The 23,448-nt window shown below is 67.8% G+C and carries 23 protein-coding genes; 12 read left to right on the plus strand and 11 right to left on the minus strand.

Annotation, left to right across the window (positions count from 1 at the left end):
* Positions 1–136: 136 nt before the first annotated feature.
* The 4 genes from pssA to HUK68_RS12750 all read right to left on the minus strand — a co-directional run bounded on the left by pssA (position 137) and on the right by HUK68_RS12750 (position 4,756).
* Positions 137–970 (minus strand): CDP-diacylglycerol--serine O-phosphatidyltransferase, encoded by an 834-nt coding sequence (gene pssA / locus HUK68_RS12735; protein WP_175504494.1) that lies wholly within the window; start codon positions 968–970, stop codon positions 137–139.
* A 308-nt stretch (positions 971–1,278) separates the two neighbouring features.
* Positions 1,279–2,295, minus strand: a complete 1,017-nt coding sequence (ilvC, locus tag HUK68_RS12740) for a ketol-acid reductoisomerase (RefSeq protein ID WP_175504495.1) — start codon at positions 2,293–2,295, stop codon at positions 1,279–1,281.
* A gap of 55 nt (positions 2,296–2,350) precedes the next feature.
* Positions 2,351–2,842 (minus strand): acetolactate synthase small subunit, encoded by a 492-nt coding sequence (gene ilvN / locus HUK68_RS12745; protein ID WP_175504496.1) that lies wholly within the window; start codon positions 2,840–2,842, stop codon positions 2,351–2,353.
* Positions 2,843–2,977: 135 nt separating this feature from the next.
* Positions 2,978–4,756, minus strand: coding sequence for an acetolactate synthase 3 catalytic subunit (locus HUK68_RS12750; RefSeq protein ID WP_175504497.1), 1,779 nt, complete (start codon positions 4,754–4,756; stop codon positions 2,978–2,980).
* A 301-nt stretch (positions 4,757–5,057) separates the two neighbouring features.
* On the opposite strand from HUK68_RS12750, the gene HUK68_RS12755 reads away from it, so the two are divergent.
* From HUK68_RS12755 to HUK68_RS12780, 6 genes are read left to right on the plus strand one after another with little or no spacing between them, the layout of a single operon-like run.
* Positions 5,058–5,627 carry an RNA polymerase sigma factor gene (locus HUK68_RS12755; RefSeq protein ID WP_175505835.1) on the plus strand — a complete coding sequence of 190 codons (570 nt, stop codon included), beginning with the start codon at positions 5,058–5,060 and terminating at the stop codon, positions 5,625–5,627.
* Complete coding sequence (locus HUK68_RS12760) at positions 5,624–6,073, plus strand: DUF3619 family protein (RefSeq protein ID WP_175504498.1); 450 nt, start codon at positions 5,624–5,626, stop codon at positions 6,071–6,073. Before HUK68_RS12755 ends, HUK68_RS12760 begins: the two co-directional genes overlap by 4 nt.
* A 27-nt stretch (positions 6,074–6,100) precedes the next feature.
* Positions 6,101–6,961, plus strand: a complete 861-nt coding sequence (locus HUK68_RS12765) for a DUF3106 domain-containing protein (RefSeq protein ID WP_175504499.1) — start codon at positions 6,101–6,103, stop codon at positions 6,959–6,961.
* A gap of 1 nt (position 6,962) precedes the next feature.
* The gene (locus tag HUK68_RS12770) at positions 6,963–7,517 is read left to right on the plus strand and encodes an RDD family protein (RefSeq protein WP_175504500.1); all 555 of its coding nucleotides are present in this window, start codon (positions 6,963–6,965) and stop codon (positions 7,515–7,517) included.
* A gap of 17 nt (positions 7,518–7,534) precedes the next feature.
* Positions 7,535–7,918, plus strand: a complete 384-nt coding sequence (locus HUK68_RS12775; RefSeq protein WP_175504501.1) for a diacylglycerol kinase — start codon at positions 7,535–7,537, stop codon at positions 7,916–7,918.
* Entirely contained in the window at positions 7,915–8,517 is a 603-nt protein-coding gene (locus tag HUK68_RS12780) for an LOG family protein (RefSeq protein WP_175504502.1), read from the plus strand. The genes HUK68_RS12775 and HUK68_RS12780 overlap by 4 nt, the downstream gene beginning before the upstream one ends.
* A 153-nt stretch (positions 8,518–8,670) precedes the next feature.
* Here HUK68_RS12780 and HUK68_RS12785 read toward each other — a convergent pair whose 3' ends face one another.
* Positions 8,671–9,009, minus strand: coding sequence for a P-II family nitrogen regulator (locus HUK68_RS12785; protein ID WP_175504503.1), 339 nt, complete (start codon positions 9,007–9,009; stop codon positions 8,671–8,673).
* 47 nt (positions 9,010–9,056) lie between these two features.
* Positions 9,057–10,703, minus strand: a complete 1,647-nt coding sequence (locus HUK68_RS12790) for an NAD+ synthase (protein WP_175504504.1) — start codon at positions 10,701–10,703, stop codon at positions 9,057–9,059.
* 71 nt (positions 10,704–10,774) lie between these two features.
* Here HUK68_RS12790 and HUK68_RS12795 point away from each other — a divergent pair, with 71 nt between their 5' ends.
* Positions 10,775–12,001 (plus strand): GNAT family N-acetyltransferase, encoded by a 1,227-nt coding sequence (locus tag HUK68_RS12795; protein ID WP_175504505.1) that lies wholly within the window; start codon positions 10,775–10,777, stop codon positions 11,999–12,001.
* A gap of 10 nt (positions 12,002–12,011) precedes the next feature.
* Here the strand turns inward: HUK68_RS12795 and HUK68_RS12800 are convergent, their stop codons facing one another.
* The 5 genes from HUK68_RS12800 to ppa form a co-directional block, all read right to left on the minus strand.
* Positions 12,012–13,475 carry a GntP family permease gene (locus HUK68_RS12800; protein ID WP_175504506.1) on the minus strand — a complete coding sequence of 488 codons (1,464 nt, stop codon included), beginning with the start codon at positions 13,473–13,475 and terminating at the stop codon, positions 12,012–12,014.
* 238 nt (positions 13,476–13,713) lie between these two features.
* Positions 13,714–15,438 (minus strand): methyl-accepting chemotaxis protein, encoded by a 1,725-nt coding sequence (locus HUK68_RS12805; RefSeq protein ID WP_175504507.1) that lies wholly within the window; start codon positions 15,436–15,438, stop codon positions 13,714–13,716.
* A 91-nt stretch (positions 15,439–15,529) separates the two neighbouring features.
* Positions 15,530–16,045: a chemotaxis protein CheW gene (locus HUK68_RS12810; RefSeq protein ID WP_175504508.1), complete on the minus strand. Its 516-nt coding sequence runs from the start codon at positions 16,043–16,045 to the stop codon at positions 15,530–15,532.
* 110 nt (positions 16,046–16,155) lie between these two features.
* A complete protein-coding gene (locus HUK68_RS12815; protein WP_175504509.1) occupies positions 16,156–17,955 on the minus strand; it encodes a methyl-accepting chemotaxis protein in 1,800 nt (599 codons plus the stop codon).
* 205 nt (positions 17,956–18,160) lie between these two features.
* Entirely contained in the window at positions 18,161–18,688 is a 528-nt protein-coding gene (gene ppa, locus HUK68_RS12820) for an inorganic diphosphatase (RefSeq protein ID WP_175504510.1), read from the minus strand.
* A 195-nt stretch (positions 18,689–18,883) separates the two neighbouring features.
* Between ppa and HUK68_RS12825 the strand changes: the two genes are divergently transcribed.
* The 5 genes from HUK68_RS12825 to moeA all read left to right on the plus strand — a co-directional run bounded on the left by HUK68_RS12825 (position 18,884) and on the right by moeA (position 23,429).
* On the plus strand, positions 18,884–19,621 hold the full coding sequence (locus tag HUK68_RS12825) for a Crp/Fnr family transcriptional regulator (RefSeq protein WP_175504511.1): 738 nt from the start codon (positions 18,884–18,886) through the stop codon (positions 19,619–19,621).
* A 91-nt stretch (positions 19,622–19,712) separates the two neighbouring features.
* A complete protein-coding gene (locus HUK68_RS12830; RefSeq protein ID WP_175504512.1) occupies positions 19,713–20,309 on the plus strand; it encodes a DUF2889 domain-containing protein in 597 nt (198 codons plus the stop codon).
* A 63-nt stretch (positions 20,310–20,372) separates the two neighbouring features.
* A complete protein-coding gene (gene moaA, locus HUK68_RS12835) occupies positions 20,373–21,509 on the plus strand; it encodes a GTP 3',8-cyclase MoaA (protein WP_175504513.1) in 1,137 nt (378 codons plus the stop codon).
* Positions 21,502–22,137: a molybdenum cofactor guanylyltransferase MobA gene (mobA, locus tag HUK68_RS12840; protein ID WP_279614227.1), complete on the plus strand. Its 636-nt coding sequence runs from the start codon at positions 21,502–21,504 to the stop codon at positions 22,135–22,137. The genes moaA and mobA overlap by 8 nt, the downstream gene beginning before the upstream one ends.
* Positions 22,134–23,429, plus strand: a complete 1,296-nt coding sequence (moeA, locus tag HUK68_RS12845) for a molybdopterin molybdotransferase MoeA (RefSeq protein WP_175504514.1) — start codon at positions 22,134–22,136, stop codon at positions 23,427–23,429. The genes mobA and moeA overlap by 4 nt, the downstream gene beginning before the upstream one ends.
* The last annotated feature ends 19 nt before the right edge of the window (positions 23,430–23,448 follow it).

Consider the following 23,448-nt stretch of genomic DNA (forward strand, 5'->3'; position numbering starts at 1 on the left):
GTTTTGCATGAGGTTCACTTTAGCACAGTTCTTTTGAGCATTTGCAACGTATTTTTTTCCGCCGGGCCGCCCCAAGGCAAAAAACTGGGGGGCTCCCCCCCCAGCGCGACCACACGCAGTGAGGAGCGTGGGGGCTCTATTTATGCAGACCGCGTTCTTCGGGTTCGTCCTTGGAGGTGCTGATGACGCTGGTCTGCAGGCCCTTGGCCTTGCGCCAGGCGTAGACCGCATAGCCGCTGAAGCCATACAGGATGAACACGCCGAACAGCACGGTGGGCGCGTGGATGTTGATCACGGCGATCGCCAGCACGATCAGCACGATGGCGGCAAACGGCACGCTGCGCTTCATGTGGATGTCCTTGAAGCTGTAGAAAGGCACGTTGGTGACCATGGTCAAGCCCGCGTACAGCGTCAGCGCGAACATGGTCCAGGTGAGCTGCGTCCAGGTCAGCAGGCCGTCGGCGCCGCGCAGCAGGCCGGAGTCGCTGAGCAGCCAGATGAAGCCCGTGACCAGCGCCGCGGCCGCAGGCGACGGCAGGCCCTGGAAATATCGCTTGTCGACCACGGCGGTGTTGACGTTGAAGCGTGCCAGGCGCAGCGCCGCGCACGAGCAGTAGACGAAGGCCGCAATCCAGCCCCAGCGGCCCAGGCCCTTGAGCGCCCACTCGTAGGCAATCAGCGCCGGCGCGACGCCAAACGACACCATGTCGGACAGGGAATCCATCTGCTCGCCAAACGCGCTTTGCGTATTGGTCATGCGGGCCACGCGGCCGTCGAGGCTGTCGAGCACCATGGCGCAGAACACGCCCACGGCAGCCAGCTCGAAGCGGCCGTTCATGGCCATGACGATCGCGTAGAAGCCGCCAAACAGCGCCGCCAGCGTGAACAGGTTGGGCAGGATGTAGATGCCCTTGCGGCGCTTGCGCACCACCACACCCGGGGTTTCCGTCAAATCGTCGCCGTCATGCATGTATTAAATCTCCACCACTGGGCCCGTCCGCACGGGCCACTGAAACCGCCATATGAGAAGGAGCGCCTTCAAGCGCCCCATGTGGATTGCAGTGTACCCGCGCACACTGCAGGCATATGGATAAATATGGCACCGCGCAAGCCCCATCTTGTGTAGGAGCCCGCCCCAACCCCACCCGCTCCATCTTCCCCCCCGTTCGCCCTGATGCTGAGCCTGAAGAAGCATCGAAGGGTGTCCGAGACCCAACAAAAAAGCCACCTCGCGGTGGCTTTTGCATGACCGTCGCAGGGCGCAGGCCCTGCATCGGATCAGTTCTTGGTCTGGTCGACGAGCTTGTTCTTCGCGATCCAGGGCATCATCGCGCGCAGCTGGCCACCGACCTTTTCGATCTGGTGCTCGGCCGTGTTGCGGCGGCGGGCCGTCATGCTGGGGTAGCCGGTGCGGCCTTCCAGGATGAACATCTTGGCGTATTCGCCGTCCTGGATGCGCTTGAGCGCATTGCGCATGGCTTCGCGCGACTCGGCGTTGATCACTTCGGGGCCGGTCACGTACTCGCCGTATTCGGCGTTGTTCGAGATCGAGTAGTTCATGTTGGCGATGCCGCCTTCATAGATCAGGTCGACGATCAGCTTGAGTTCGTGCAGGCACTCGAAGTAGGCCATTTCAGGCGCGTAGCCGGCTTCGACCAGGGTCTCGAAACCCATCTTGATCAGCTCGACCGCACCGCCGCACAGCACGGCCTGCTCGCCGAACAGGTCGGTTTCGGTTTCTTCCTTGAAGTTGGTCTCGATGATGCCGGCCTTGCCGCCGCCGTTGGCCATCGCGTACGACAGCGCCAGGTCGCGGGCCTTGCCCGACTTGTCCTGGTGCACGGCAATCAGGTGGGGCACGCCGCCGCCTTGCGTGTAGGTGTTGCGCACGGTGTGGCCGGGGGCCTTGGGCGCGACCATCCACACGTCGAGGTCGGCGCGCGGCACGACCTGGTTGTAGTGCACGTTGAAGCCGTGGGCGAACACCAGCGAGGCGCCTTGCTTGATGTTGGGCTCGACGTTGTTCTTGTAGACGGCTGCGATGTCTTCATCGGGCAGCAGGATCATGACCACGTCGGCGGCCTTCACCGCGTCGTTGACTTCCATCACGTTCAGGCCGGCCTTCTCGACCTTGGGCCACGAAGCGCCACCCTTGCGCAGGCCGACCACGACCTTGACGCCGCTTTCGTTCAGGTTCTGTGCGTGCGCATGGCCTTGGCTGCCGTAGCCGATGATTGCCACCGTCTTGCCCTTGATCAGGCTCAGGTCGCAGTCTTTGTCGTAGAAAACTTTCATGTTGGCTCCAGTGGAATGGTTTCTTAGGGGAAAAAAGGGAAGGCAGGGGGAAAAATCACACGCGCAGGATGCGCTCGCCGCGGCCGATGCCGCTGGCACCGGTGCGCACGGTTTCGAGAATGGCCGAGCGTTCGATCGCCTGCAGGAACGCGTCGTTCTTCGACTGGTCGCCGGTGAGCTCGATGGTGTAGCTCTTGTCGGTCACATCGATGATGCGGCCGCGGAAGATGTCCACCAGGCGCTTCATTTCCTCGCGCTCCTTGCCCACGGCGCGGACCTTGACCATCATCAGTTCGCGCTCGGCATACGCGCCTTCGGTCAGGTCCACCACCTTGACCACCTCGATGAGGCGGTTCAGGTGCTTGGTGATCTGCTCGATCACGTCTTCCGAGCCCGTGGTCTGGATGGTCATGCGCGACAGCGACGGATCTTCCGTCGGCGCCACCGTGAGGGACTCGATGTTATAGCCTCGCGCCGAGAACAGTCCGACCACGCGCGACAGCGCGCCCGGTTCGTTCTCGAGCAAGACCGCAATGATGTGTTTCATGGCGAAGGATTCCTCTTTTCGCCGCCCTCCCCCGCGCACGGTAATGCGCGGGCTTGGCGGACAATAGATTCGTCGACAGGGGAGCTGCCTTGCGGCAGCCGGGGGATGAGGCCGCGGGGCAAGCTGCCCCGAGGCTCAGAGGTCGTCGGTGCCGAGCAGCATCTCCGTGATGCCCTTGCCGGCCTGGACCATGGGGAACACGTTCTCGCTGGGATCGGTGCGGAAGTCGAGGAACACCGTGCGGTCCTTGAGGCGGCGCGCCTCGCGCAGCGCGGGTTCGACGTCTTCGGGGCGCTCGATCAGCAGGCCCACGTGGCCATAGGCCTCGGCGAGCTTGACGAAGTCCGGCAGAGCGTCCATGTAGCTGTGGCTGTAGCGGCCCGAGTACTCGATCTCCTGCCACTGGCGCACCATGCCCAGGTAGCGGTTGTTGAGCGAGCAGATCTTGATCGGCGTGTTGTGCTGCAGGCAGGTCGACAGCTCCTGGATGTTCATCTGCACCGAGCCTTCGCCGGTGATGCAGAACACCTCGGCGTCGGGCTTGGCGAGCTTCACGCCCATGGCATAGGGAATGCCCACGCCCATGGTGCCCAGGCCGCCGGAGTTGATCCAGCGGCGCGGCTCGTCGAAGCGGTAGTACTGCGCGGCCCACATCTGGTGCTGGCCCACATCGGAGGTGATGTAGGTGTCCGAATCGCGCGTCATGTTGAACAGCGTCTCGACCACGTACTGCGGCTTGATGACTGCGGGGTTGCTGTTGTCGTAGCGCAGGCAGTCGCGCTCGCGCCAGCCTTCGATGGTGTCCCACCAGGCCGCGAGCGCACCCGCGTCGGGACGCGCCGGGTTCTCGCGCAGCATTGCAATCAGCTCGCCCAGCACGTCCTTGACGTCGCCGACGATGGGCACATCGACGCGCACGCGCTTGGAGATCGACGAGGGGTCGATGTCGATATGGATGATCTTGCGCTCGACCGAGAGGAAGTGCTTGGGGTTGCCGATCACGCGGTCGTCGAAGCGCGCACCCACGGCCAGCAGCACGTCGCAGTTCTGCATCGCGTTGTTGGCTTCGATGGTGCCGTGCATGCCCAGCATGCCCAGGTACTTGCGCTCGCTTGCGGGATACGCGCCCAGGCCCATCAGCGTGTGCGTCACGGGCATGCCCAGCATGTCGACCAGCGTGCGCAGCTCGTTGCAGGCGTTGCCCAGCAGCACGCCGCCGCCGGTATAGATATAGGGGCGCTTGGCGCTGAGCAGCAGCTGCAGCGCCTTGCGGATCTGGCCGCTGTGGCCCTTCTTGACCGGGTTGTAGGAGCGCATTTCCACGCTCTGCGGATAACCGGTCCAGGCGGCCTTCTTGAAGGACACGTCCTTGGGGATGTCCACCACCACCGGGCCGGGCCGGCCCGAGCGCGCGATGTGGAAGGCCTTCTTCATCGTCGCGGCGATGTCGCGCACGTCCTTGACCAGGAAGTTGTGCTTGACGATGGGCCGCGTGATGCCCACGGTGTCGCACTCCTGGAACGCATCGGTGCCGATGGCCGCGGTCGCGGTCTGGCCGCTGATCACGACCAGGGGGATGCTGTCGGTATACGCGGTGGCGATGCCGGTGACCGCATTGGTCAGGCCGGGGCCGGAGGTGACCAGCGCCACGCCGACTTCGCCGGTCGCACGCGCAAATCCGTCTGCGGCATGCACTGCGGCCTGTTCATGGCGCACCAGCACATGCTGAATGGTGTCTTGCTTGTAGAGCGCGTCGTAGATATACAACACAGCGCCGCCCGGATAACCCCACAGATGCTGCACGCCTTCGGCCTGGAGCGACTTGACGAGGATTTCTGCGCCCATGAGCTCGGTCGGACGCGCGGAGGACGCTGCTGCGGCAGCGGACGAAAGCTCTGCCTTGGAAATTTCCATGATCAACCTTTGTGAATTTCTCTAACGAAAAACCTTGGGTGCCCCTGGCCTGAGCCCTTGTGGGGCTGGTTTGGAACTTGAGGCCATGAACATGGGCGAATGAGTGGACGCCGGACCATGACCCGTTTGCTTTTTTGAATTGCGCCCGGATTATCGCACTGCAACACAAGCCCCGGGCATCCAGTGCGGCAAAATAATCCTGCGGTGCGATAATCCGCCCTGCCCCGCATTGGCGGCGCAGCCGGGAACCGGCGCGCCGCATCAGCAATCCTCCTCGCCCCCTTCGCGCAGGCTGATCTCTTTGGCTACCGAAAAAGAACTATCGCAATTTCTCAAGGATGTGGAAAAACGCGCTTTCAAGCGCGCGCTCTACCATGTCCGCGACGAGGAGGCGGCGCTGGACATCGTGCAAGACAGTATGCTCAAGCTGTCGCACCACTATGGGGACAAGCCGCCCGCCGAGCTGCCGATGCTGTTCCAGCGCATCCTGTCGAACTGCACGCTGGACTGGTTCCGGCGGCAGAAGACGCGCAACGCGGTGTTCTCGCGCATGAGCGATTTCGAGCCCGAGGGCGACGATGGCATGGACTTTGATCTGCTGGAGTCCTATGCTGGCAACGGTGACGAGCAGACGGTGCAGAGCGCCGAGGAACATACGCAACGGCTTCAGACTCTGCAAAGCATAGAAAAAGAGGTACAGGAGCTGCCCGCACGTCAACGGGAAGCCTTTTTGATGCGTTATTGGGAAGAGATGGATGTCGCAGAGACCGCAGCCGCAATGGGTTGCTCGGAAGGCAGTGTCAAGACGCACTGCTTTCGTGCCATTCAGACCCTCAGCAAGGCACTGAAGGCCAAAGGAATCCAGTTATGAATATTGCAGCATCACCTTCGATCGAACAGGCCGCCGACCGTTTTGCGCGCCGCGTCACCGCGCGCCTGAGCGAAAGCAACCAGTTGCTCGCATATGACATCACCGAACGCCTGCGCGCCGGGCGCGAGCGCGCGCTGTCCGAGCGCCGGCGCGAAGTCGAGGTTCACCACCGCGTTGCAGCCACCGCGGTCCAGTACCAGGGCGGCAGCGCCACGCTGGGCGCGCCGCAGCGCCACGGCTGGTGGCGCAGCGTGCTCACGGCCACGCCGCTGGCCGCGCTGGCGATCAGCCTGGCAGTCTTCATCACGTCGCAGACCGACTTCAGCACGCACGAAGTCGCCGAAGTCGATGCCGCGCTGCTGACCGACGACCTGCCGCCATCGGCCTACGCCGATCCAGGTTTCGTACAATTCATCCAGACCCCACCCCCGGTGTCCACGCTCTGATTCCCTTGCTAGAGGTCCTCCGGTTGCATGCCCCCTGTCCCGCGCACTGAATTCCGCCGCCTGAGCAGCGTCGCGCTGGCGTCGGCAGTGCTGCTGGCGCTGGCCCTGCTTGCTGCCTGGGTCGTGCCGCAGGTGCGCCAGGCGCCAAGCGCGCTGCCGATGGCCGCCGTCTCGCAGGCGCCGGCCTCCGGCTCCGATGCGCCGCGCAATGGACTGTCCCAGCGCCGCCTGCTGGCATCGGGACCGAACTGGGGCGAACTCACATCGGCGCAGCAAAGGGTGCTGCAACCCCTGGAAAAGCGCTGGCCGTTCATGGGCGAGGTGCAAAAGAGCCGCTGGATCGTGCTCGCCGACAGTTTCGACACCCTGCCCGCGCCCGAGCAGCTCAAGCTGCGCGACCGCATGGAATCCTGGGCCAGCCTGAGCGCCCAGCAGCGCAGCCAGGCGCGCCTGAACTACGCGCTGACCAACCGCATGGCGCCCAAGGACAAATGGGCGCAGTGGGAAGCCTACCAGGCCCTGAGCGACGAGCAAAAGCGCGCGCTGGCCGCCCAGGCGGCTGCGGCCCGGCCCGCGGGTGCCGCGCCCGCGCTGCGCCCGGTGCCGGCCAAGAAACTGGCGCGCGTGCCTGCCGCCACCAGCGCCAGCAATGCGGCCAACCCGCCCAAGATTCCGCGCCCGCCGGCCCAGGCCGCGCACCATATTCCCGCGCCCGCGCCGGCGCCCGCGCCAGCCGCGGCCGTGGTCGAAACCCGCCCGGTGACCATGCCCAACGTGGTGGAAACCGCGCCCGTGAACCTTTCCACGGCCACTGCGGTGCCGCTGCCGGCGCTGACTCCGCTGGAGCCTGGAGCCGCCCATGCTCCCGGCGAATCATCTGCCCCCTAGCATGTCTTCCTCCGTCCCGCAGGCGGCGCCGCTGCCGCCCACCCCGAGCCTGCGCCGGCGCATGGCCTGCTGGCTTTATGAAGGCCTGCTGCTGTTTGGCGTGGTGTTCATTGCGGGCTACCTGTTCGGCACGCTGAGCCAGACGCGCAATGCCATGGACAACCGCCACGCGCTCCAGGCCTTCGTGTTTGTCGTCTTCGGCATCTATTTCACCTGGCTCTGGTCCAAGGGCCAGACGCTGGCCATGAAGACCTGGCATATCCGCGTGACCGACAAGACAGGCCGGCCGCTGACCCAGGGCCGGGCGCTGCTGCGCTACCTGCTCAGCTGGCTCTGGTTCCTGCCGCCACTGGCCATCATCGGCCCCTTCCACCTGCCCGGCGGCGAGACCGCCGTGCTGATGCTGGGCTGGATCGCGGTCTGGGCCCTGCTGAGCCGGCTGCACCCGCAGCGCCAGTTCCTGCACGACGCGCTGGCCGGCACGCGGCTGGTGCATGATGCGGCCGGCGAGGCACAGGCGCGCGCGAAGCGCCGCAAGGCCGACGGCCTGGCTTGAACTTATCCTCGCGCGCGATGGAACAGGAAAGCAACCCCCAGAAAAGCCGCCGCGGCCTGCGGCGGATCTGGCATGCGACCGGTTATTCGCTGCAGGGGCTGCGCGCGGGCTGGGGCGAAACCGCTTTCCGCACCGAGGCGGTCGCGGCGATCGTGCTGCTTCCGCTCGCGCCCTGGCTTGCGCGCAGCTGGAGCGAAGGCATACTGCTGATCGGCTCCGTCCTGCTGGTGCTGATCGTCGAGCTGCTCAACAGCGCCGTCGAGTCCGCCATCGACCGCATCGGCCCGCAATGGCATGCGCTGTCCAAGCGCGCCAAGGACATGGGCAGCGCCGCGGTGCTGCTGGCCGTACTGCTGTGCGCGGGCACCTGGCTGTCCGCCCTCTACCTGAAATTCCTATGACGAACTCTTCCAAACCCGCCTTTTCCCTCTGCGTCTACCTGGGCTCGCGCCCGGGCGTCAATCCGCTGTTCGAACAAGCCGCGATCCAGGTCGGCGAATGGATCGGCAAGCACGGCGGACAGCTGGTCTATGGCGGCGGCCGCAGCGGCCTGATGGGCACGGTGGCCGAGGCCACGCGCCGCGCGGGCGGCCGCGTGGTCGGTGTCATTCCCCAGGCGCTGGTCGACAAGGAGCATGCCAACCATGCCTGCGACGAGCTGCACATCGTGCAGAACATGCATGAACGCAAGGCCATGATGGCCGAGCGCTGCGATGCCTTCATCGCCCTGCCCGGCGGCATTGGCACCTTCGAGGAGCTGTTCGAGGTCTGGACCTGGCGCCAGCTCGGCTACCACGACAAGCCCATCGGCCTGCTCAACACCGATGGCTACTACGACAACCTGTTGACCTTCCTCGGCACCAGCGTGCAAAGCGGGCTGATGGGCGAATGGCAGATGGGACTGATCGAGACCCATGCCGATGCGGCGGTGCTGCTGCCGAGCCTGGTGGAGGCGGCGGGTACCGCCGCCGAGACCAAGGCGCTGCGCGAAGTGATTTGAGGTGCGGGTGGGGCTTTGCAAAAGCCCTTGGCCACCTCGAGCACAGGCCGTTCATGGTTCGACCCTTCGACAGGCTCAGGGCTCACCACGAACGGGTATTTGACCGTTCGCATGAGCCTGCCGGGGCAGCTGTGCCTGCGCGGCCTGCAGAAATCAGATCGCCGATGCGTCCAGATCGCCCGTGCGGATGCGCACCACGCGCTCCACGGGCGTGATGAAGATCTTGCCGTCGCCGATCTTGCCGGTGCGCGCCACATTGACGATGGCATCGACGCAGCGGTCCACATCTTCGGTCTTGACCACCACTTCGATCTTCACCTTGGGCAGGAAATCCACGACGTACTCGGCGCCGCGGTACAGCTCGGTATGGCCTTTCTGGCGGCCAAAGCCCTTGACCTCGGTGACCGTGAGGCCGGTGACGCCGCAATCGGCCAGCGCTTCGCGCACTTCCTCGAGCTTGAAGGGCTTGATGACGGCAGTGATCATTTTCATGGGGAACTCCTGGATATGGGAAGACGTTGGCGCCACGCCCTTCGGCATCACGCGCGGAATTGGTTGGTGATCGGGTAGCGCCAGTCCTTGCCGAAACTGCGGCGCGTGAGGCGCACGCCGATCGGCGCCTGGCGGCGCTTGTGCTCGTTGATCTGGATCAGGCGCGTCACACGCTCGACATCGGCGGCGGCGAAGCCCGCGGCAACGATGTCCTGCACGGACTCGTCATTTTCCATGTATCGCTCGACGATCGCGTCGAGCACCTCATAAGGCGGCAGGCTGTCCTGGTCTTTCTGGTCCGGGCGCAGTTCGGCGCTGGGCGGGCGGGTGATGATGCGCTCGGGTATCGGATTGCTGCCGGTGCCGAAGGGATCGTTGGCATTGCGCCAGCGCGCGAGCGCAAACACCTGGGTCTTGACCAAGTCCTTGATCACCGCGAAGCCGCCCGCCATGTCGCCGTAGAGCGTGCAGTAACCCGTGGCCATCTCGCTCTTGTTGCCCGTGGTCACGACCAGGGCGCCGAACTTGTTCGACAGCGCCATCAGCAGCGTGCCGCGGATGCGCGCCTGCAGGTTTTCCTCGGTGGTGTCTTCGGCCCGGCCCGCGAAATCGGCGGCCAGCGCGGCCTTGAAGGCCTCGAACTGCGGCGCGATGGCGATTTCCTCGTAGGCCACATTCAGCCGCGCGGCCATGTCGCGCGCATCGATCCAGCTGATGTCGGCCGTGTAGGGCGAGGGCATCATCACCGTGCGCACCTTGTCGGCGCCCAGCGCATCGACCGCAATGGCCAGCACCAGTGCCGAGTCGATGCCTCCCGACAGCCCCAGCAGCACGCCGGGGAAGCGGTTCTTGCCGACATAGTCGCGCACGCCCAGCACCAGCGCGCGCCACAGCTGCTCGTGCGCACCGGTCAGCGCGGCCACCTCGCCCTGCAGCTGCAGCGCCCCCTCTCTTGTCTCTACCTGCACCGGCATCAGGCTTTCCTCGAAACCCGGCGCGCGCGCCGCCACGGTGCCATCGGCATTCAAGGCAAACGAGTGGCCGTCGAACACCAGTTCGTCCTGGCCGCCGACCATATGGGCGTAGACCACGGGCAGGCCGGTGTCCTGCACGCGCTCGCGCAGCATGGCTTCGCGCACGGAGGCCTTTTCGCCGTGGAAGGGCGAGGCATTGATCACCACCAGCAGCTGCGCGCCCGCGGCACGCGCCTGCTGCGCCGGATCGGGCAGCCAGGCGTCCTCGCAGATGAGCAGGCCGATGCGCACGCCTTCGACCTCGAACACGCAGGGCGCGACGCCCGGGGTGAAATAGCGCTGCTCGTCGAACACCCCATAGTTGGGCAGGGCCTGCTTGGCGTAGCTGGCTTCGATCACGCCGTGGCGCACTACGCTGGCCGTGTTGTGGCACAGCCGCGCACCGGGCGCACGCCGTGGATGGCCAAGGACAATCGCCAGGCCCGTGAGCCCGGCGGTTTCCCGTGCTACGGTATGCACCGCCTGCTCGCAGGCATCGAGAAACGCGGGGCGCAGCAGCAGGTCCTCGGCCGCATAGCCGCACAGCGCGAGCTCGGGTGTGAGCAGCAGTCGCGCGCCGGACGCATGGGCCGCACGCGCGGCATCGATGATTTTTTGCGCATTGCCAGGCAGGTCGCCCACAACAAAATTGCGCTGAGCAGTGCAGATGGAGAACGTCATGGATAGGAATCAGGCCGGCAAGGCCCATCGCAAAAGCGCTGCCCCGCGGACCACGGGCGCCGGGAGCAGGCATGGCTGAAAGCGCAATTATCACCCGCGTGTTCACCGAGGTGCAGCAGATCCCTGCGCCGGCGTGGAATGCGCTGCTGGCGCAGCAGGCCGTGCCCACGCCTTTCATGCGCCACGAGTACTTCGCGGCGCTCGAAGCCAGCGGCAGCGCGACGCTGCAAACCGGCTGGCAGCCCTGCTTCATCACGCTGTGGGAAGGCGAGGCATTGGTTGCGGCCTGTCCGCTGTACGCGAAGAACCATTCCTCGGGCGAATATGTCTTCGACTGGGCCTGGGCGCGCGCCTATGCCGAGCATGGCCTCGAGTACTACCCCAAGGCGGTGATTGCCGTGCCGTTCACGCCCGTGCCCGGCTCGCGGCTGCTGGCCCGCGATGCGGCCACGCGCGCGCTGCTGGCGCAGACCGTGCGCCGCTGGGTCGAGGCGCAGGATGGCTGGTCGTCGATCCATGCGCTGTTCACCGAAGATGCCGATCTGGCGGCCTGCCGCGCCGACGGCTGGATGCAGCGCGGCGGGGTGCAGTTCCACTGGCACAACCGCGTGTCGGACAGCACCGGCGCGCGCCGTCTGCGCGATTTCGACGACTTCCTGGCGCAGCTGCAGCAGGAAAAACGCAAGAAGATCCGCCAGGAACGCCGCAAGGTGGCCGAGGCCGGCGTGACATTCCGCGTGCTGCGCGGCGCCGAGATCCAGGCCGCCGACTGGGATTTCTTCTACGCCTGCTATGCGCGCACCTACTACGAGCATGGCAACGCACCCTATCTGGCGCGCGATTTCTTCGCCGCCATGGCCGCGCAGATGCCGCAGCACTGGCTGCTGTTCATCGCCGAACTCGACGGCCGGCGCATTGCGGCGAGCCTGATTGCGCTCAACGGCCAGGCGGCGCAGTGCGTGGCCGGATCCGCCAGCGCCGGCAGCGTGGCCTACGGCCGCTACTGGGGCGCGCTGGAGCGCGTCGACTGCCTGCATTTCGAGGCCTGCTACTACCAGCCGATCGAATGGTGCATTGCCCAGGGCATCGAACGCTTCGAAGGCGGCGCGCAGGGCGAACACAAGATGGCGCGCGCGCTGCTGCCCACGCCCACGGCCAGTGCGCACTGGATTGCGCACCCGGCCTTTGCCGACGCCGTGGACCGGTTTCTCGAACGCGAAGGCACGGGCGTGCAGGCCTACCTGGAGGAACTGCAGGCGCACAGTCCGCTGCGCCAGGCGGACCCGGCGGCGGGCTGACGGGCGCCGCTCAAAAGCTGCCGAACAGGCTGCCCAGCAGCAGCACCACCAGCAGGCCGAGCAAGGCGCCGACGATGGAGACCACCACGATGTCGCGGTAGCTCTCGCGGTGCGAGCAGCCGCAGACCGCGAGCAGCGAAACCACCGCGCCATTGTGCGGCAGGCTGTCGAGCGTGCCGGCGCCGATCACCGCCACGCGATGGATCAGCGCGGGATCGAGCCCCGCGGCCTGCGCCATCTGCAGGTAGCCGCTGCCCAGCGCTTCGAGCGCGATGGTCAGCCCGCCCGAGGCCGAGCCGGTCAATGCGGCAAGCAAGTTGGTGGCCAGCGCAATCGACACCAGCGGCCCGCCATCGAGCGTCACGATCCAGTCGCGCACCAGCGCGAAGCTCGGCAGCGCCGCGACGACGCTGCCGAAGCCGACCAGGCTGGCGACCGACAGTACCGGCAGCACGGCGGCGTTGGCGCCTGCATCGACCGTGGCGCGCACATCCTCGAGCCGCCGCCGGAACAGCCCCCAGACGACGGCGATGCCGGCCAACAACCCCAGCAGCACCGACCAGACGCCAGCCACCTCGTGCGCCGCCGTGGCGCCAAAGCGCGGCGCGGCCAGATAGGCCAGGTCGGCGCGCGGCAGCAGCACCAGGCCCGCCAGCAGGTTCACCAGGACCACGCTGCCCAGCGGCGCCACGGCCAGGGCGAGCGCGCGCCGCGAGCGGCCGGCGGCGCCCGCATGGCGCGCGCCTTGGTGCATCTCGGCGGGGTCGAAGTGCGCGGCGGTGCTGCCGCGCTCGCGCACCAGCGCCGCGCTCGCGCCGCTGCCGAACGGCGTGCGTGGCGCATAGGCCTCGCCGCGCGCGCGGGCGCGGCGCTCCTGCGCGGTGAGCCACCACAGGCCGCAGCCGAGCATCACCGCCGAGGCCAGCAGGCCCAGCCCGGGCGCGGCAAACGCCGTGGTTCCCAGGAAGGGCATCGGAATCGCGTTCTGAATGGCCGGCGTGCCCGGCAGCGCCGACATCGTGAAGGTCGAGGTACCCAGCGCGATGGCCGCCGGCATCAGCCGCGCGGGCACGCCGGCGGCCTGGAACAGCGCGTGGCCCATAGGCGCCAGCACGAAGAAGGCGACAAACAGGCTGACGCCGCCATAGGTCAGCAGCGCTCCCGCGAGCACGATGGCGACGATCGCGCGCCGCGCACCAAGCCAGTCGGTCATGGCGGCGGCAATGGTCTGCACTGCGCCGCTGTCGTCCATCAGCTTGCCGAAGATCGCGCCCACCAGGAACAGCGGAAAGTACTGCGCGATGAAACCCGCCGCGCCCGCCATGAAGGTCAGCGTCCAGTGCGCGAGCAGCGGCTCGCCCGAGAAGGCGCAGGCCAGCAGCGCCGCCAGTGGGGCGAGCACCAGCACGCTCCAGCCGCGAAAGGACAGCCACATCAACAATCCCAGCGCGCAGACGATGCCCAGCAGACCCATGGCGAGACTCCTTGAGGAAGTGGTCGCTGCCGCCTGGCGATGGCGCACGCCGCGCGGGGCGGCGCACCGCACACTGGCCGGGCTGCATGCACAGCCCCGATACTAGCGCCTCGGACTAGCGCCTGGAACCAGCGCCTGGAACCAGCGCCTGGAACCAGCGCCTGGGACTGGCGCTTGGACGTGCGCGGCGCATGTCGCCATCCTGCGCGCCGGCCTGGGCCGCGAGACGCAAGCAGCGTCAGAAGCTTTCCCAGTCGTTGCTGGCGGATGGCTTGGGCGCGTGCGCCGGCAGCCGCGCAGCCGCCGCTGCCGGCGCCGCGGCGCGCGGCGCGGCTTGTGGCCTGGGCGCAGCCGCGGAGACTGCGGGCCGCGCCGTGGTCCGGGCCACGGCCGCGGGCGGCGCGGTGTCGCGCAGCCCCTGGCCCGGCGCCAGCCGGAACACCGCCACCGCCGCGACCAGGTCTTGCGCCTGGCGCTGCAGGCTGTCGGCGGCCGCCGCGCTTTCCTCGACCAGCGCCGCGTTCTGCTGCGTCGCCTGGTCCATCTGCGTGATCGCCTCGCCGACCTGCGCCACGCCCGTGCTCTGCTCGCTGCTGGCGGCGCTGATCTCGCCCATGATGTCCGTGACACGGCGGATCGCGCCCACCACCTCGGTCATGGTCTCGCCCGCCAGGTCCGCCTGCTGCGTGCCCTGCTCGACGCGCTCGACGCTGGCCGTGATCAAGGCCTTGATCTGCTTGGCGGCTTCGGCGCTGCGCTGCGCCAGGCTGCGCACCTCGCTGGCCACCACCGCGAAGCCCCGGCCCTGCTCGCCCGCGCGCGCGGCTTCGACGGCGGCATTGAGCGCCAGGATGTTGGTCTGGAAGGCAATGCCGTCGATCACGCCGATGATGTCGGCGATCTGGCGGCTGCTGTCATTGATGCCCTTCATGGTGCCCACCACCTGGGCCACCACGTCGCCGCCCTGCACCGCCACCGACGAGGCGTTGAGCGCGAGCTGGTTGGCCTGGCGCGCGTTGTCGGCGTTCTGGCGCACCGTGGAGCCCAGCTGCTCCATCGAGGCCGCGGTCTGCTCGAGCGCGCTGGCCTGCTCCTCGGTGCGGCCCGACAGGTCGCTGTTGCCCGAGGCGATCTGCGCGCTCGCCGTGGCCACGGCTTCGGAGCCCTGGCGCACATGCGCGACGATGCTGCGCAGGTTCTCCTGCATCTGCGCCAGGCCGCGCAGCATCTGCGCGGTTTCGTCGCTGCCCGTCACATCGATCTGCGATGTCAGGTTGCCGTTGCGGATGGCCTCGGCCACTTCGGCCGCACGCTGCACGGGCCGGGTGATGGAGCGCGTGGTGAGCGTGGCCAGCAGCAGGCCCAGCACCAGCGCCAGTGCCGCGCCCGCCGTCAAGGCCACCTGGCTCGCGGTGGCCGATTCGCCCGCAGCGGTCTGCACCTTGGCGAGGTTTTGCGCGGCATCATCGGTCACGCGCCTGACGGCCTGCAGGTAGTTGTCGGCCCGTTGCCGCAGGTCGTTGTCCAGCGCCGAAGTGATGTCGTCGCCCTGGGCCTGGCGCCGCTGCAGGTCGCTGCGCAGATCCGAGTAGAGCTTGCGCTGGCGCGCGACTTCGGCCATCAGCGCCGGCGTCTCGGCGTCGTGCGGCATGGCGTCGAGCTGCTTGAGGATCTGGTTCACGCTGTCGGTCGCTCCGGCCATGTCCTTGCGCAGGGCCGCGAGATACGCCGGGTCGCTGCTGCGCATCAGCGCCGAGGTGCGCACCCAGTTGATCTCGATGTACGAGGCCCAGCGCTGCGACAGCAGGCTGCGCTGCATTTCCACGGTGGCGATGGCCTGGTTGGCGCTCTTGAGCGCCTCCAGGCGCCAGACGCCCATGCCGGCGAGGGCGGCGGTAATCAACAACAGCACCGAAAACGCCAATGTCAGGCGGGTGCCGATCTTCAGGTGAGCGTAGCGCATGGAGTCCCTGTCTCTGTGGGATGCCCCGGTCCCGCAGTGCAGGCCGGAGTCGAATGTAAGGAAGGCAAGGCCTGCGTGCAGGCCGGGGATGTCAGCCGACAGCGGCCTTGAGCAAGCCCATGTCGGCAGAGCTCAGCAGCGCTTCGATGTCCATGACGATCAGCATGCGTTCGTCGACGGTGGCAATGCCCTTGATGAAGGCTTCGTCGACCTGCGACTGGAACTGGGGCGTGGGGCGGATCGCATCCAGCTCCAGGTTGACCACGTCGGCCACCGAGTCCACGACCACGCCTAGCACGGTGTTGGCCACGTTGAGGATGATCACGACGGTGAACGGCGTGTACTCGACCGTGGGGCAGCCGAGCTTCATGCGCAGGTCGACGATGGGCACGATCACGCCGCGCAGGTCCACCACGCCCTTGATGAAATCCGGTGCATGCGCAATGCGCGTAGGCGTTTCGTAGGAGCGGATTTCCTGCACCCGCAGGATGTCGATGCCGTACTCTTCCTGGCCCAGCTGGAAGGTCAGGAACTCGGCCTTGGCCACCTGGGCCGTGGACGAGGTACGCGAGCGCTGTGCGCCGGAGGAGGAGAAATTCGAAAGCATGGGGGCTCGCTTGGGTTGGATGCCGGCGACGGGGGCCTGTCGCCCCCGCCGTCCGGATTACATATTGTCACTAAATCAACGCGGTGCAGTGATGCAAAGGGACATCTTGGTCAGAAGGTTTCCCAATCGCCGTCCGTGGAACCGCTGCGCGGCGCCACGGGCGCGGGCTTTTCCGGGACCACCGGATTGGCAGCCTGGGCCGCGGCAGGCTTTGCCGCTGCCAGCGTGGGCCGCGCCGGCACAGCCGCCGCAGGCAGGTCGGCACGCAGCGTGCGCGCCGCAGCAATAGCCGTGCGCGCCGGTGCAGGCTGCGCCGCGGCGGCCGGCGCCAGGCCTTGCGCCACGCGGAACACCGCCACCGCCGCGACCAGCTCCTGCGCCTGGCGCTGCAGGCTGTCGGCGGCCGCCGCGCTTTCCTCGACCAGCGCCGCGTTCTGCTGCGTCGCCTGGTCCATCTGCGTGATCGCCTCGCCGACCTGCGCCACGCCCGTGCTCTGCTCGCTGCTGGCGGCGCTGATCTCGCCCATGATGTCCGTGACACGGCGGATCGCGCCCACCACCTCGGTCATGGTCTCGCCCGCCAGGTCCGCCTGCTGCGTGCCCTGCTCGACGCGCTCGACGCTGGCCGTGATCAAGGCCTTGATCTGCTTGGCGGCTTCGGCGCTGCGCTGCGCCAGGCTGCGCACCTCGCTGGCCACCACCGCGAAGCCCCGGCCCTGCTCGCCCGCGCGCGCGGCTTCGACGGCGGCATTGAGCGCCAGGATGTTGGTCTGGAAGGCAATGCCGTCGATCACGCCGATGATGTCGGCGATCTGGCGGCTGCTGTCATTGATGCCCTTCATGGTGCCCACCACCTGGGCCACCACGTCGCCGCCCTGCACCGCCACCGACGAGGCGTTGAGCGCGAGCTGGTTGGCCTGGCGCGCGTTGTCGGCGTTCTGGCGCACCGTGGAGCCCAGCTGCTCCATCGAGGCCGCGGTCTGCTCGAGCGCGCTGGCCTGCTCCTCGGTGCGGCCCGACAGGTCGCTGTTGCCCGAGGCGATCTGCGCGCTCGCCGTGGCCACGCCTTCGGCGTTGCTGCGCACGCTGTTGACGGTCTGCGCCAGGCTGGTCTGCATGCGCTGCAGCGCCTGGAGCATTTCGCCCATCTCGTCGCGGTTGCCGGAGGCGATGTCGCGGGACAGATCGCCCTGGGCAATGTGGTTGGCGGCATCGACCGCCTCACGCACCGGGCGCACGACGGAGCGCGTCACCAGCGCGCCGAAGAAGGCGGCAATCAGCGCGCTCAGCGCCACGCCGGCCACGAGCCAGACGCGCGCGGTATCGTAGGCCGCGGCGGCGGCCTGCTGGGCGCTCTTGGCACGCTGCTGGCTCATCTGATTGAGCCGGCCCACGGTTTCGGCAACGGCCACGAAGGCTGCCTCCGAAGCACCGTTATAGAGATTGGTCACGGCGTCGCCCAGCAGCGCATCCTGCTCGGCCAGGCTGTAATCCTTTTCCTTGGCCGCCTGGAACAAGGCCTTGTGGCTGTTGAGATAGGTCTCGCGTTCCGCGCGGTACTGCGTCATCAGCGCGCGCTCCTCGTCGTCGTGCTCCAGCGCGTCGAACGAGCGCTCCGCCGTCGTCAGAAGCTCCATCACCGCAGGCACGCGCGAAGCCAGGCCTGCGACTTCCTCCTGGCTCGTCGTCGACAGCAAGCCCGCGTCCAGGCGCCGCAGCCGGTTCCACTCGACGCGCATGTCGCCGGTATCGGACACGCTTTGCAGGGCGTGGCTGCCGAGATAGTTCGCCGTCGCATTGATGTTGCGCAACTGCCAAAGCGCCAGCCCGCCCACTGCCACCGTCAACAGCACCACCAGCAGGAATCCCAGCCCCAGCTTCATTCCCAGCCGCATATCAGCCAACTTCATTTCCAACTCTCTTTTTCGAATGCCATCCCCTCACCCGCCCGCGGCCGAATGGCTTGCACAGGCGGATGCCCCATGAAAAAACAGCGTGCTGCCATTGCTGGCAGCACGCTGTGGACGCAGCGCCGGAGCGCTCGAACGCCGGAACGCCGGAACGCCGGACCGCACGCGCGTCTCGCCCGTGGCCCGAGGCGCGTGCAGCAGAACATCAGGCCTGGTAGTTGGCGATGCCGTCGGAGACTTCCTTCTTGGCCGCGTCCACGCCCTGCCAGCCCTGGACCTTGACCCACTTGCCCTTTTCCAGGTCCTTGTAGTGCTCGAAGAAGTGCGAGATCTGCGCCAGCGTGATCTCGGGAATGTCGGCGATCGATTCGATCTTGGCGTACTGGGGCAGGATCTTGGCGGTGGGCACGGCCAGCACCTTGCCGTCGACGCCGGCTTCGTCTTCCATCATCAAAATGCCCAGCGCGCGGCAGGGAACCACGACGCCCGGGGGCAGCGGGAACGGGGTCATCACCAGCACGTCGACCGGATCGCCGTCGCCCGACAGCGTCTGGGGCACATAGCCGTAGTTGGTGGGGTAGTGCATGGCCGTGGTCATGAAGCGGTCGACGAAGATCGCGTCCGATTCCTTGTCCACTTCGTACTTGATGGGGTGGGCGTTGGCCGAGATTTCAATGACCACGTTGAACGTGTCGGGAGCATTCTTGCCGGGAGTGACTTTGTCGAAGGACATGATGGATAGAGGAGTTGAATGAAATGGACGGCCCGCAGCGGGATTGGCCGTGATTTTAGGCGCAGCCTCGGGATGCGCCGGCAAATTGCCCCGCGGCCGCAGCGTCCCGCGCCGGAATCAGGGTTTCCCTGCGGCGGGAAACCACGCCGGGCGTGCGTCAATAGCATGGTCCCATCCTCCGCCATGCCTGCCGCGATGCTGACACCAGTGCCTGCCATCACCTTTTCGCCGCTGCTGCCCGAGCACCTGATCATCCTGCGTTCGGGCCGCTGGTTCCATGATCTGCCCCGGGCGCTGGCGCAGCAGCTCACGGGGCTGGCACGCATCCGGCAACTCGCGGCTGGCGAAGCCGTGTTCCTGCGCGGCGACCCGCCCGGCGGGCTGTATGCAGTGCTGCGCGGCACGCTGCACATCTCCAGCGCCAGCGAAGGCCCGCATGGCAAGCTCTTGACGCTGCTCGAAGCCCCGGCATGGTTTGGCGAGCTGTCGCTGTTCGACGAATCGGCGCGCTCGCATGACGTGCATGCCATCGAGCCGAGCTGGGTATTGCAGGTGCCGCAGGCGCCGCTGCTGCAATGGCTGGACCAGCACCCCGAGCACTGGCGGCCGATGGCCCTGCTGCTCACGCTCAAGCTGCGCCTGGCGGTGGCCGCGCTCGAGGACCAGTCGGTGCTGGCCGCGCCGCAGCGCGTGGCACGGCGGCTGGCGACCATGGCCGAGGACTACGGCCTGCGCCTGGACACCACGCAGTCGCGCCGCGTGCTGCGGCTGTCGCAGGAGCAGCTGGCGCGCATGCTCGCGCTGTCGCGCCAGACCACCAACCAGATCCTGCAGGACCTGCAGCAGCGCGGCATGATCCGCCTGTATCGCGGCAAGCTCGAGATCCTCGACCTGGCGCGGCTGCGCGACAGCGCGCAGGCAGCGCGGCACTGAAGACGCGCAGATGCTTGCCGGCAGGGCAATTGTTCGCTACGGTCGGGAATCCGGCAGCTGCTGCGCAGCGCCCGCTCCCGAAGAATCCACGATGCCCCTGACCGAAATTCCCGACCGACGTCCCCAACACCTGCGCGACGTGCGCTACCGCAGCTTCTCCCGCCCCGACGGGCTCTGGGACATCGAAGGCGAGCTGCATGACAGCAAGGCGGCCGATCAGGTCTTCCACGGCAACCGCCACGTGCCCGCGGGCACGGCCATCCACCACATGTGGATACGCGCCACCGTCGACACCACGCTGCGCGTGCAGGCCATCGAGGTGGCGATGGATTCGCATCCCCTGGGCCACTGCCCCGAGGCCAATGCCGCGCTGCAGCGCATGGTCGGCTGCCAGATGGGCCGCGGCTGGCGCAAGTCCATCCAGGAACACCTGGGCGGCGTGGCCAGTTGCACCCATCTGCGCGAGTTGCTGTTCAACATGGCCACGGCCGCGTTCCAGTCCATGCCCGGGGTTTTTGCCGGCGACGACCCCGAGCAGCCGCCGCGCCATCTGGGCCAGTGCCTGGGGTGGGACTTCAACGGCCCGGGCGTGGCCACCTATTACCCGCAGTTCGTCCACTGGGATGCCGATGCACGCGCGGCCCGGTCCGCGCCGGCGGACCGCGCGGTGGCGCAAAAGTCCGCCTAGCAGCGGCTGGGGTATCCGCCCGGGCCGGCTCGTCCTGATGGCGATTCGGGCAAAATACCCCCCATGGCTGAACGAGTGATTCCCCTGGTAGATCAGCGCGCAGCAGCCTACAGGGCGGCTGTGCCGCTGTCGCCTGCCGCTCCCACGGGCCATCTGCTCGACCAACTGGGCCGTCCGCTGCGCGATCTGCGCATCAGCGTCACCGACCGCTGCAATTTCCGCTGCCAGTACTGCATGCCCAAGGAAGTCTTCGACAAGGACTACCGCTACCTGCCGCACAGCGCGTTGCTGAGCTTCGAGGAGATCACGCGCCTGGCGCGCGTTTTCCTGGCGCATGGTGTCCAGAAGATCCGGCTCACGGGCGGCGAGCCGCTGCTGCGCAAGCACCTCGAGGCGCTGGTCGAGCAGCTCGCGGCGCTGCGCACCGCCGAGGGCCTGCCCGCCGACCTGACGCTGACCACCAATGCCTCGCTGCTGGCGCGCAAGGCGCGTGCGCTCAAGGATGCGGGCCTGAACCGCATCACCGTGAGCCTCGACGCGCTGGACGACGCGGTGTTCCGCCGCATGAACGACGTCGACTTTGCCGTGACCGACGTGCTGCAGGGCATCGAGACCGCGCAGGCCGTGGGCTTCGAGCGCATCAAGGTCAACATGGTGGTGCAGCGCGGCACCAATGACGACCAGATCCTGCCGATGGCGCGCTTTTTCCGCGGCACGGGCGTGACGCTGCGCTTCATCGAATACATGGATGTGGGCGCGACCAACGGCTGGTGCATGGATGAAGTGCTGCCCTCGGCCCAGGTGCGCGCGCGCCTGCAGTCGGAATTCGCGCTGGTGCCGCTGGCCGCGGCCAGCAGCGGCGAGACCGCCTCGCGCTGGGGCTACGCCGATGCCCGCGGCGCATACGACCCGGCGCTGGGCGAGGTCGGTTTCATCAGCAGCGTCACCGAAGCCTTCTGCGGCGACTGCAACCGCGCGCGCCTGTCGACCGAAGGCAGGCTCTACCTGTGCCTGTTTGCCTCGCAGGGCTGGGACCTGCGCAGCCTGCTGCGCGACGGCGCCAGCGACATCGAGTTGGCCGCGGCCATCGCGCCGCTGTGGGGACAGCGCCGCGACCAGTATTCGCAGCTGCGCGCGAGCCTGCCTCCGGGCCAGGCCAGCCCCGGCCGGCGCATCGAGATGAGCTACATCGGTGGCTGAAGCCCCGCGCCTGGACGACATCACCGGCCTGGTGCTGGCCGGCGGCCGCGGCACGCGCATGGGCGGCGTGGACAAGGGCCTGCTGCCGTTTCGCGGCCTGCCGCTGGCCCAGCATGCGCTGCAGCGGCTCGCGCCCCAGGTCGGCAGCTGCATGGTCAATGCCAACCGCCACCTGGAGCGCTATGCGGCGTTCGGCGTGCCCGTGTACCCCGACAGCCTGGCCGATTACGCGGGCCCGCTGGCGGGTTTTCTTTGCGGCCTGGCGCACTGCAGCACGCCCTGGCTGCTGACCGTGCCTTGCGATACCCCGTTGTTTCCGCATGACCTGGCGCAGCGCCTGGCGCGCGCCGCAGCCGCCGAAAATGCCGAGATCGCGTTTGCCGCGGCCCCGGAAATCGATGCACAGGGACACACGCGCTGGCGCGACCAGCCGGTCTTTTGCCTGCTGCAGGCCTCGCTGCGGCCCAGCCTGTTGCGCTACACGGCCGAGGGCGGGCGCAAGATCGATGCCTGGGCGCGCGCGCAGCGCTGCATCAGCGTGGCGTTCGACCAGCCCGGCGACGATGCGCGCGCCTTTGCCAATGCCAACACGCCGCAGGAACTGCACGCCCTGGAAAACGCCCGATGACGCACTCCCCCACCCTGGCGGAAATCGCCGCCCGCCTGCAAGGCTACGATCCCGAGGCCCTGGACGTGGCCACGGCCCAGCGCTTCCTGCGCGAATTCGTGCCCGCGCCCGGCCTCGAAGGCAGCGAGGTGCTGCCGCTGGGCCAGGCCCTGGGGCGGGTGCTGGCGCAGGACCTGGTCTCGCCCATCAACGTGCCCGCGCACGACAACTCCGCCATGGACGGCTATGCATTTGCCGGCAGCGCGCTGGCACCCGGCTGCGGCCTGCGGCTGCGCATCGCCGGCCGCGCGCATGCGGGTGCGGCCTGGGACCAGACGTTGCAGCCCGGAGAATGCCTGCGCATCATGACCGGTGCGGTCATGCCCGCGGGTGCGGACACCGTGGTGCCGCAGGAGCTGGTCACGCTGGAAGATGACGGCCATATCGCCATCGCCGCCGACCTGCTGGCCCCAGGCGCGAACCGGCGCCGCTGCGGCGAGGACCTGCAGCAGGGCACGCTGGCGCTGGCCGCGGGCGAGCGGCTCACGCCGGCCGCACTCGGTTTGCTGGCAAGCCTGGGCCTGGCCGAAGTGCAGGTGCTGCGCCGGCTGCGCGTGGCCTACTTTTCCACCGGCGATGAGATCCTGAGCCCCGGCGCGCCGCCGCGCGCGGCCGCGGTCTACGACAGCAACCGCTACACCCTCTGCGCGCTGCTGCGCCGGCTCGATGTCGAGGTCATCGAAGGCGATCCCGTGGGCGACGACCCGGCGCGGCTCGAAGCCGCGCTGGTGCGCGCCGCGCGCCAGGTCGATGCCGTGATCACCAGCGGCGGCGTGAGCACCGGCGATGCCGACCATCTGCGGCCCCTGCTGCAGCGCCTGGGTGAAGTCGCGTTCTGGCGCATTGCCATGCGCCCGGGCCGGCCGCTGGCCGTGGGCCGGCTGCACGCCGGCACGCGGCCGGCGCTGCTGTTCGGCCTGCCCGGCAACCCGGTCGCCGCCATGGTGGCCTTCATTGCACTGGTGCGCCCGGCGCTGCTGCAGATGATGGGCGGCCGCGCGCAGCCGCAGCCGCTGCTGCAGGCCGTGAGCAGCGAGACCCTGCGCAAACGCCCGGGCCGCACCGAGTACCAGCGCGGCATCGTCAGCCTGGGCGCCGATGGCCGGCTGCAGGTGCGCACCACGGGCAACCAGGGCTCGGGCGTGCTCAGCTCCATGCTCCAGGCCAACGGCCTGATCGTGCTGCACCATGACCAGGGCACGGTGCAAGCCGGTGCGCCGGTCGAGGTGCTGATGTTTGACGGCGCGCTCTGATGCAAAACGCTGGCGGCCC

It is taken from the genome of Comamonas antarctica (assembly GCF_013363755.1).
In the GTDB taxonomy this organism is placed as follows: domain Bacteria; phylum Pseudomonadota; class Gammaproteobacteria; order Burkholderiales; family Burkholderiaceae_C; genus Comamonas; species Comamonas antarctica.

Coding starts and splice junctions, on each gene's coding strand:
- HUK68_RS12760 (WP_175504498.1), top strand. CDS start 5,624: ATGAATATTGCAGCATCACCTTCGATCGAACAGGCCGCCGACCGTTTT.
- HUK68_RS12765 (WP_175504499.1), top strand. CDS start 6,101: ATGCCCCCTGTCCCGCGCACTGAATTCCGCCGCCTGAGCAGCGTCGCG.
- moeA (WP_175504514.1), top strand. CDS start 22,134: ATGACGCACTCCCCCACCCTGGCGGAAATCGCCGCCCGCCTGCAAGGC.
- HUK68_RS12830 (WP_175504512.1), top strand. CDS start 19,713: ATGCCCCTGACCGAAATTCCCGACCGACGTCCCCAACACCTGCGCGAC.
- HUK68_RS12770 (WP_175504500.1), top strand. CDS start 6,963: ATGTCTTCCTCCGTCCCGCAGGCGGCGCCGCTGCCGCCCACCCCGAGC.
- ppa (WP_175504510.1), bottom strand. CDS start 18,688: ATGTCCTTCGACAAAGTCACTCCCGGCAAGAATGCTCCCGACACGTTC.
- HUK68_RS12790 (WP_175504504.1), bottom strand. CDS start 10,703: ATGACGTTCTCCATCTGCACTGCTCAGCGCAATTTTGTTGTGGGCGAC.
- HUK68_RS12825 (WP_175504511.1), top strand. CDS start 18,884: ATGCTGACACCAGTGCCTGCCATCACCTTTTCGCCGCTGCTGCCCGAG.
- HUK68_RS12750 (WP_175504497.1), bottom strand. CDS start 4,756: ATGGAAATTTCCAAGGCAGAGCTTTCGTCCGCTGCCGCAGCAGCGTCC.
- pssA (WP_175504494.1), bottom strand. CDS start 970: ATGCATGACGGCGACGATTTGACGGAAACCCCGGGTGTGGTGGTGCGC.
- HUK68_RS12785 (WP_175504503.1), bottom strand. CDS start 9,009: ATGAAAATGATCACTGCCGTCATCAAGCCCTTCAAGCTCGAGGAAGTG.
- ilvN (WP_175504496.1), bottom strand. CDS start 2,842: ATGAAACACATCATTGCGGTCTTGCTCGAGAACGAACCGGGCGCGCTG.
- ilvC (WP_175504495.1), bottom strand. CDS start 2,295: ATGAAAGTTTTCTACGACAAAGACTGCGACCTGAGCCTGATCAAGGGC.
- moaA (WP_175504513.1), top strand. CDS start 20,373: ATGGCTGAACGAGTGATTCCCCTGGTAGATCAGCGCGCAGCAGCCTAC.
- HUK68_RS12795 (WP_175504505.1), top strand. CDS start 10,775: ATGGCTGAAAGCGCAATTATCACCCGCGTGTTCACCGAGGTGCAGCAG.
- HUK68_RS12805 (WP_175504507.1), bottom strand. CDS start 15,438: ATGCGCTACGCTCACCTGAAGATCGGCACCCGCCTGACATTGGCGTTT.
- HUK68_RS12780 (WP_175504502.1), top strand. CDS start 7,915: ATGACGAACTCTTCCAAACCCGCCTTTTCCCTCTGCGTCTACCTGGGC.
- HUK68_RS12800 (WP_175504506.1), bottom strand. CDS start 13,475: ATGGGTCTGCTGGGCATCGTCTGCGCGCTGGGATTGTTGATGTGGCTG.
- HUK68_RS12775 (WP_175504501.1), top strand. CDS start 7,535: ATGGAACAGGAAAGCAACCCCCAGAAAAGCCGCCGCGGCCTGCGGCGG.
- HUK68_RS12810 (WP_175504508.1), bottom strand. CDS start 16,045: ATGCTTTCGAATTTCTCCTCCTCCGGCGCACAGCGCTCGCGTACCTCG.
- HUK68_RS12815 (WP_175504509.1), bottom strand. CDS start 17,955: ATGAAGTTGGCTGATATGCGGCTGGGAATGAAGCTGGGGCTGGGATTC.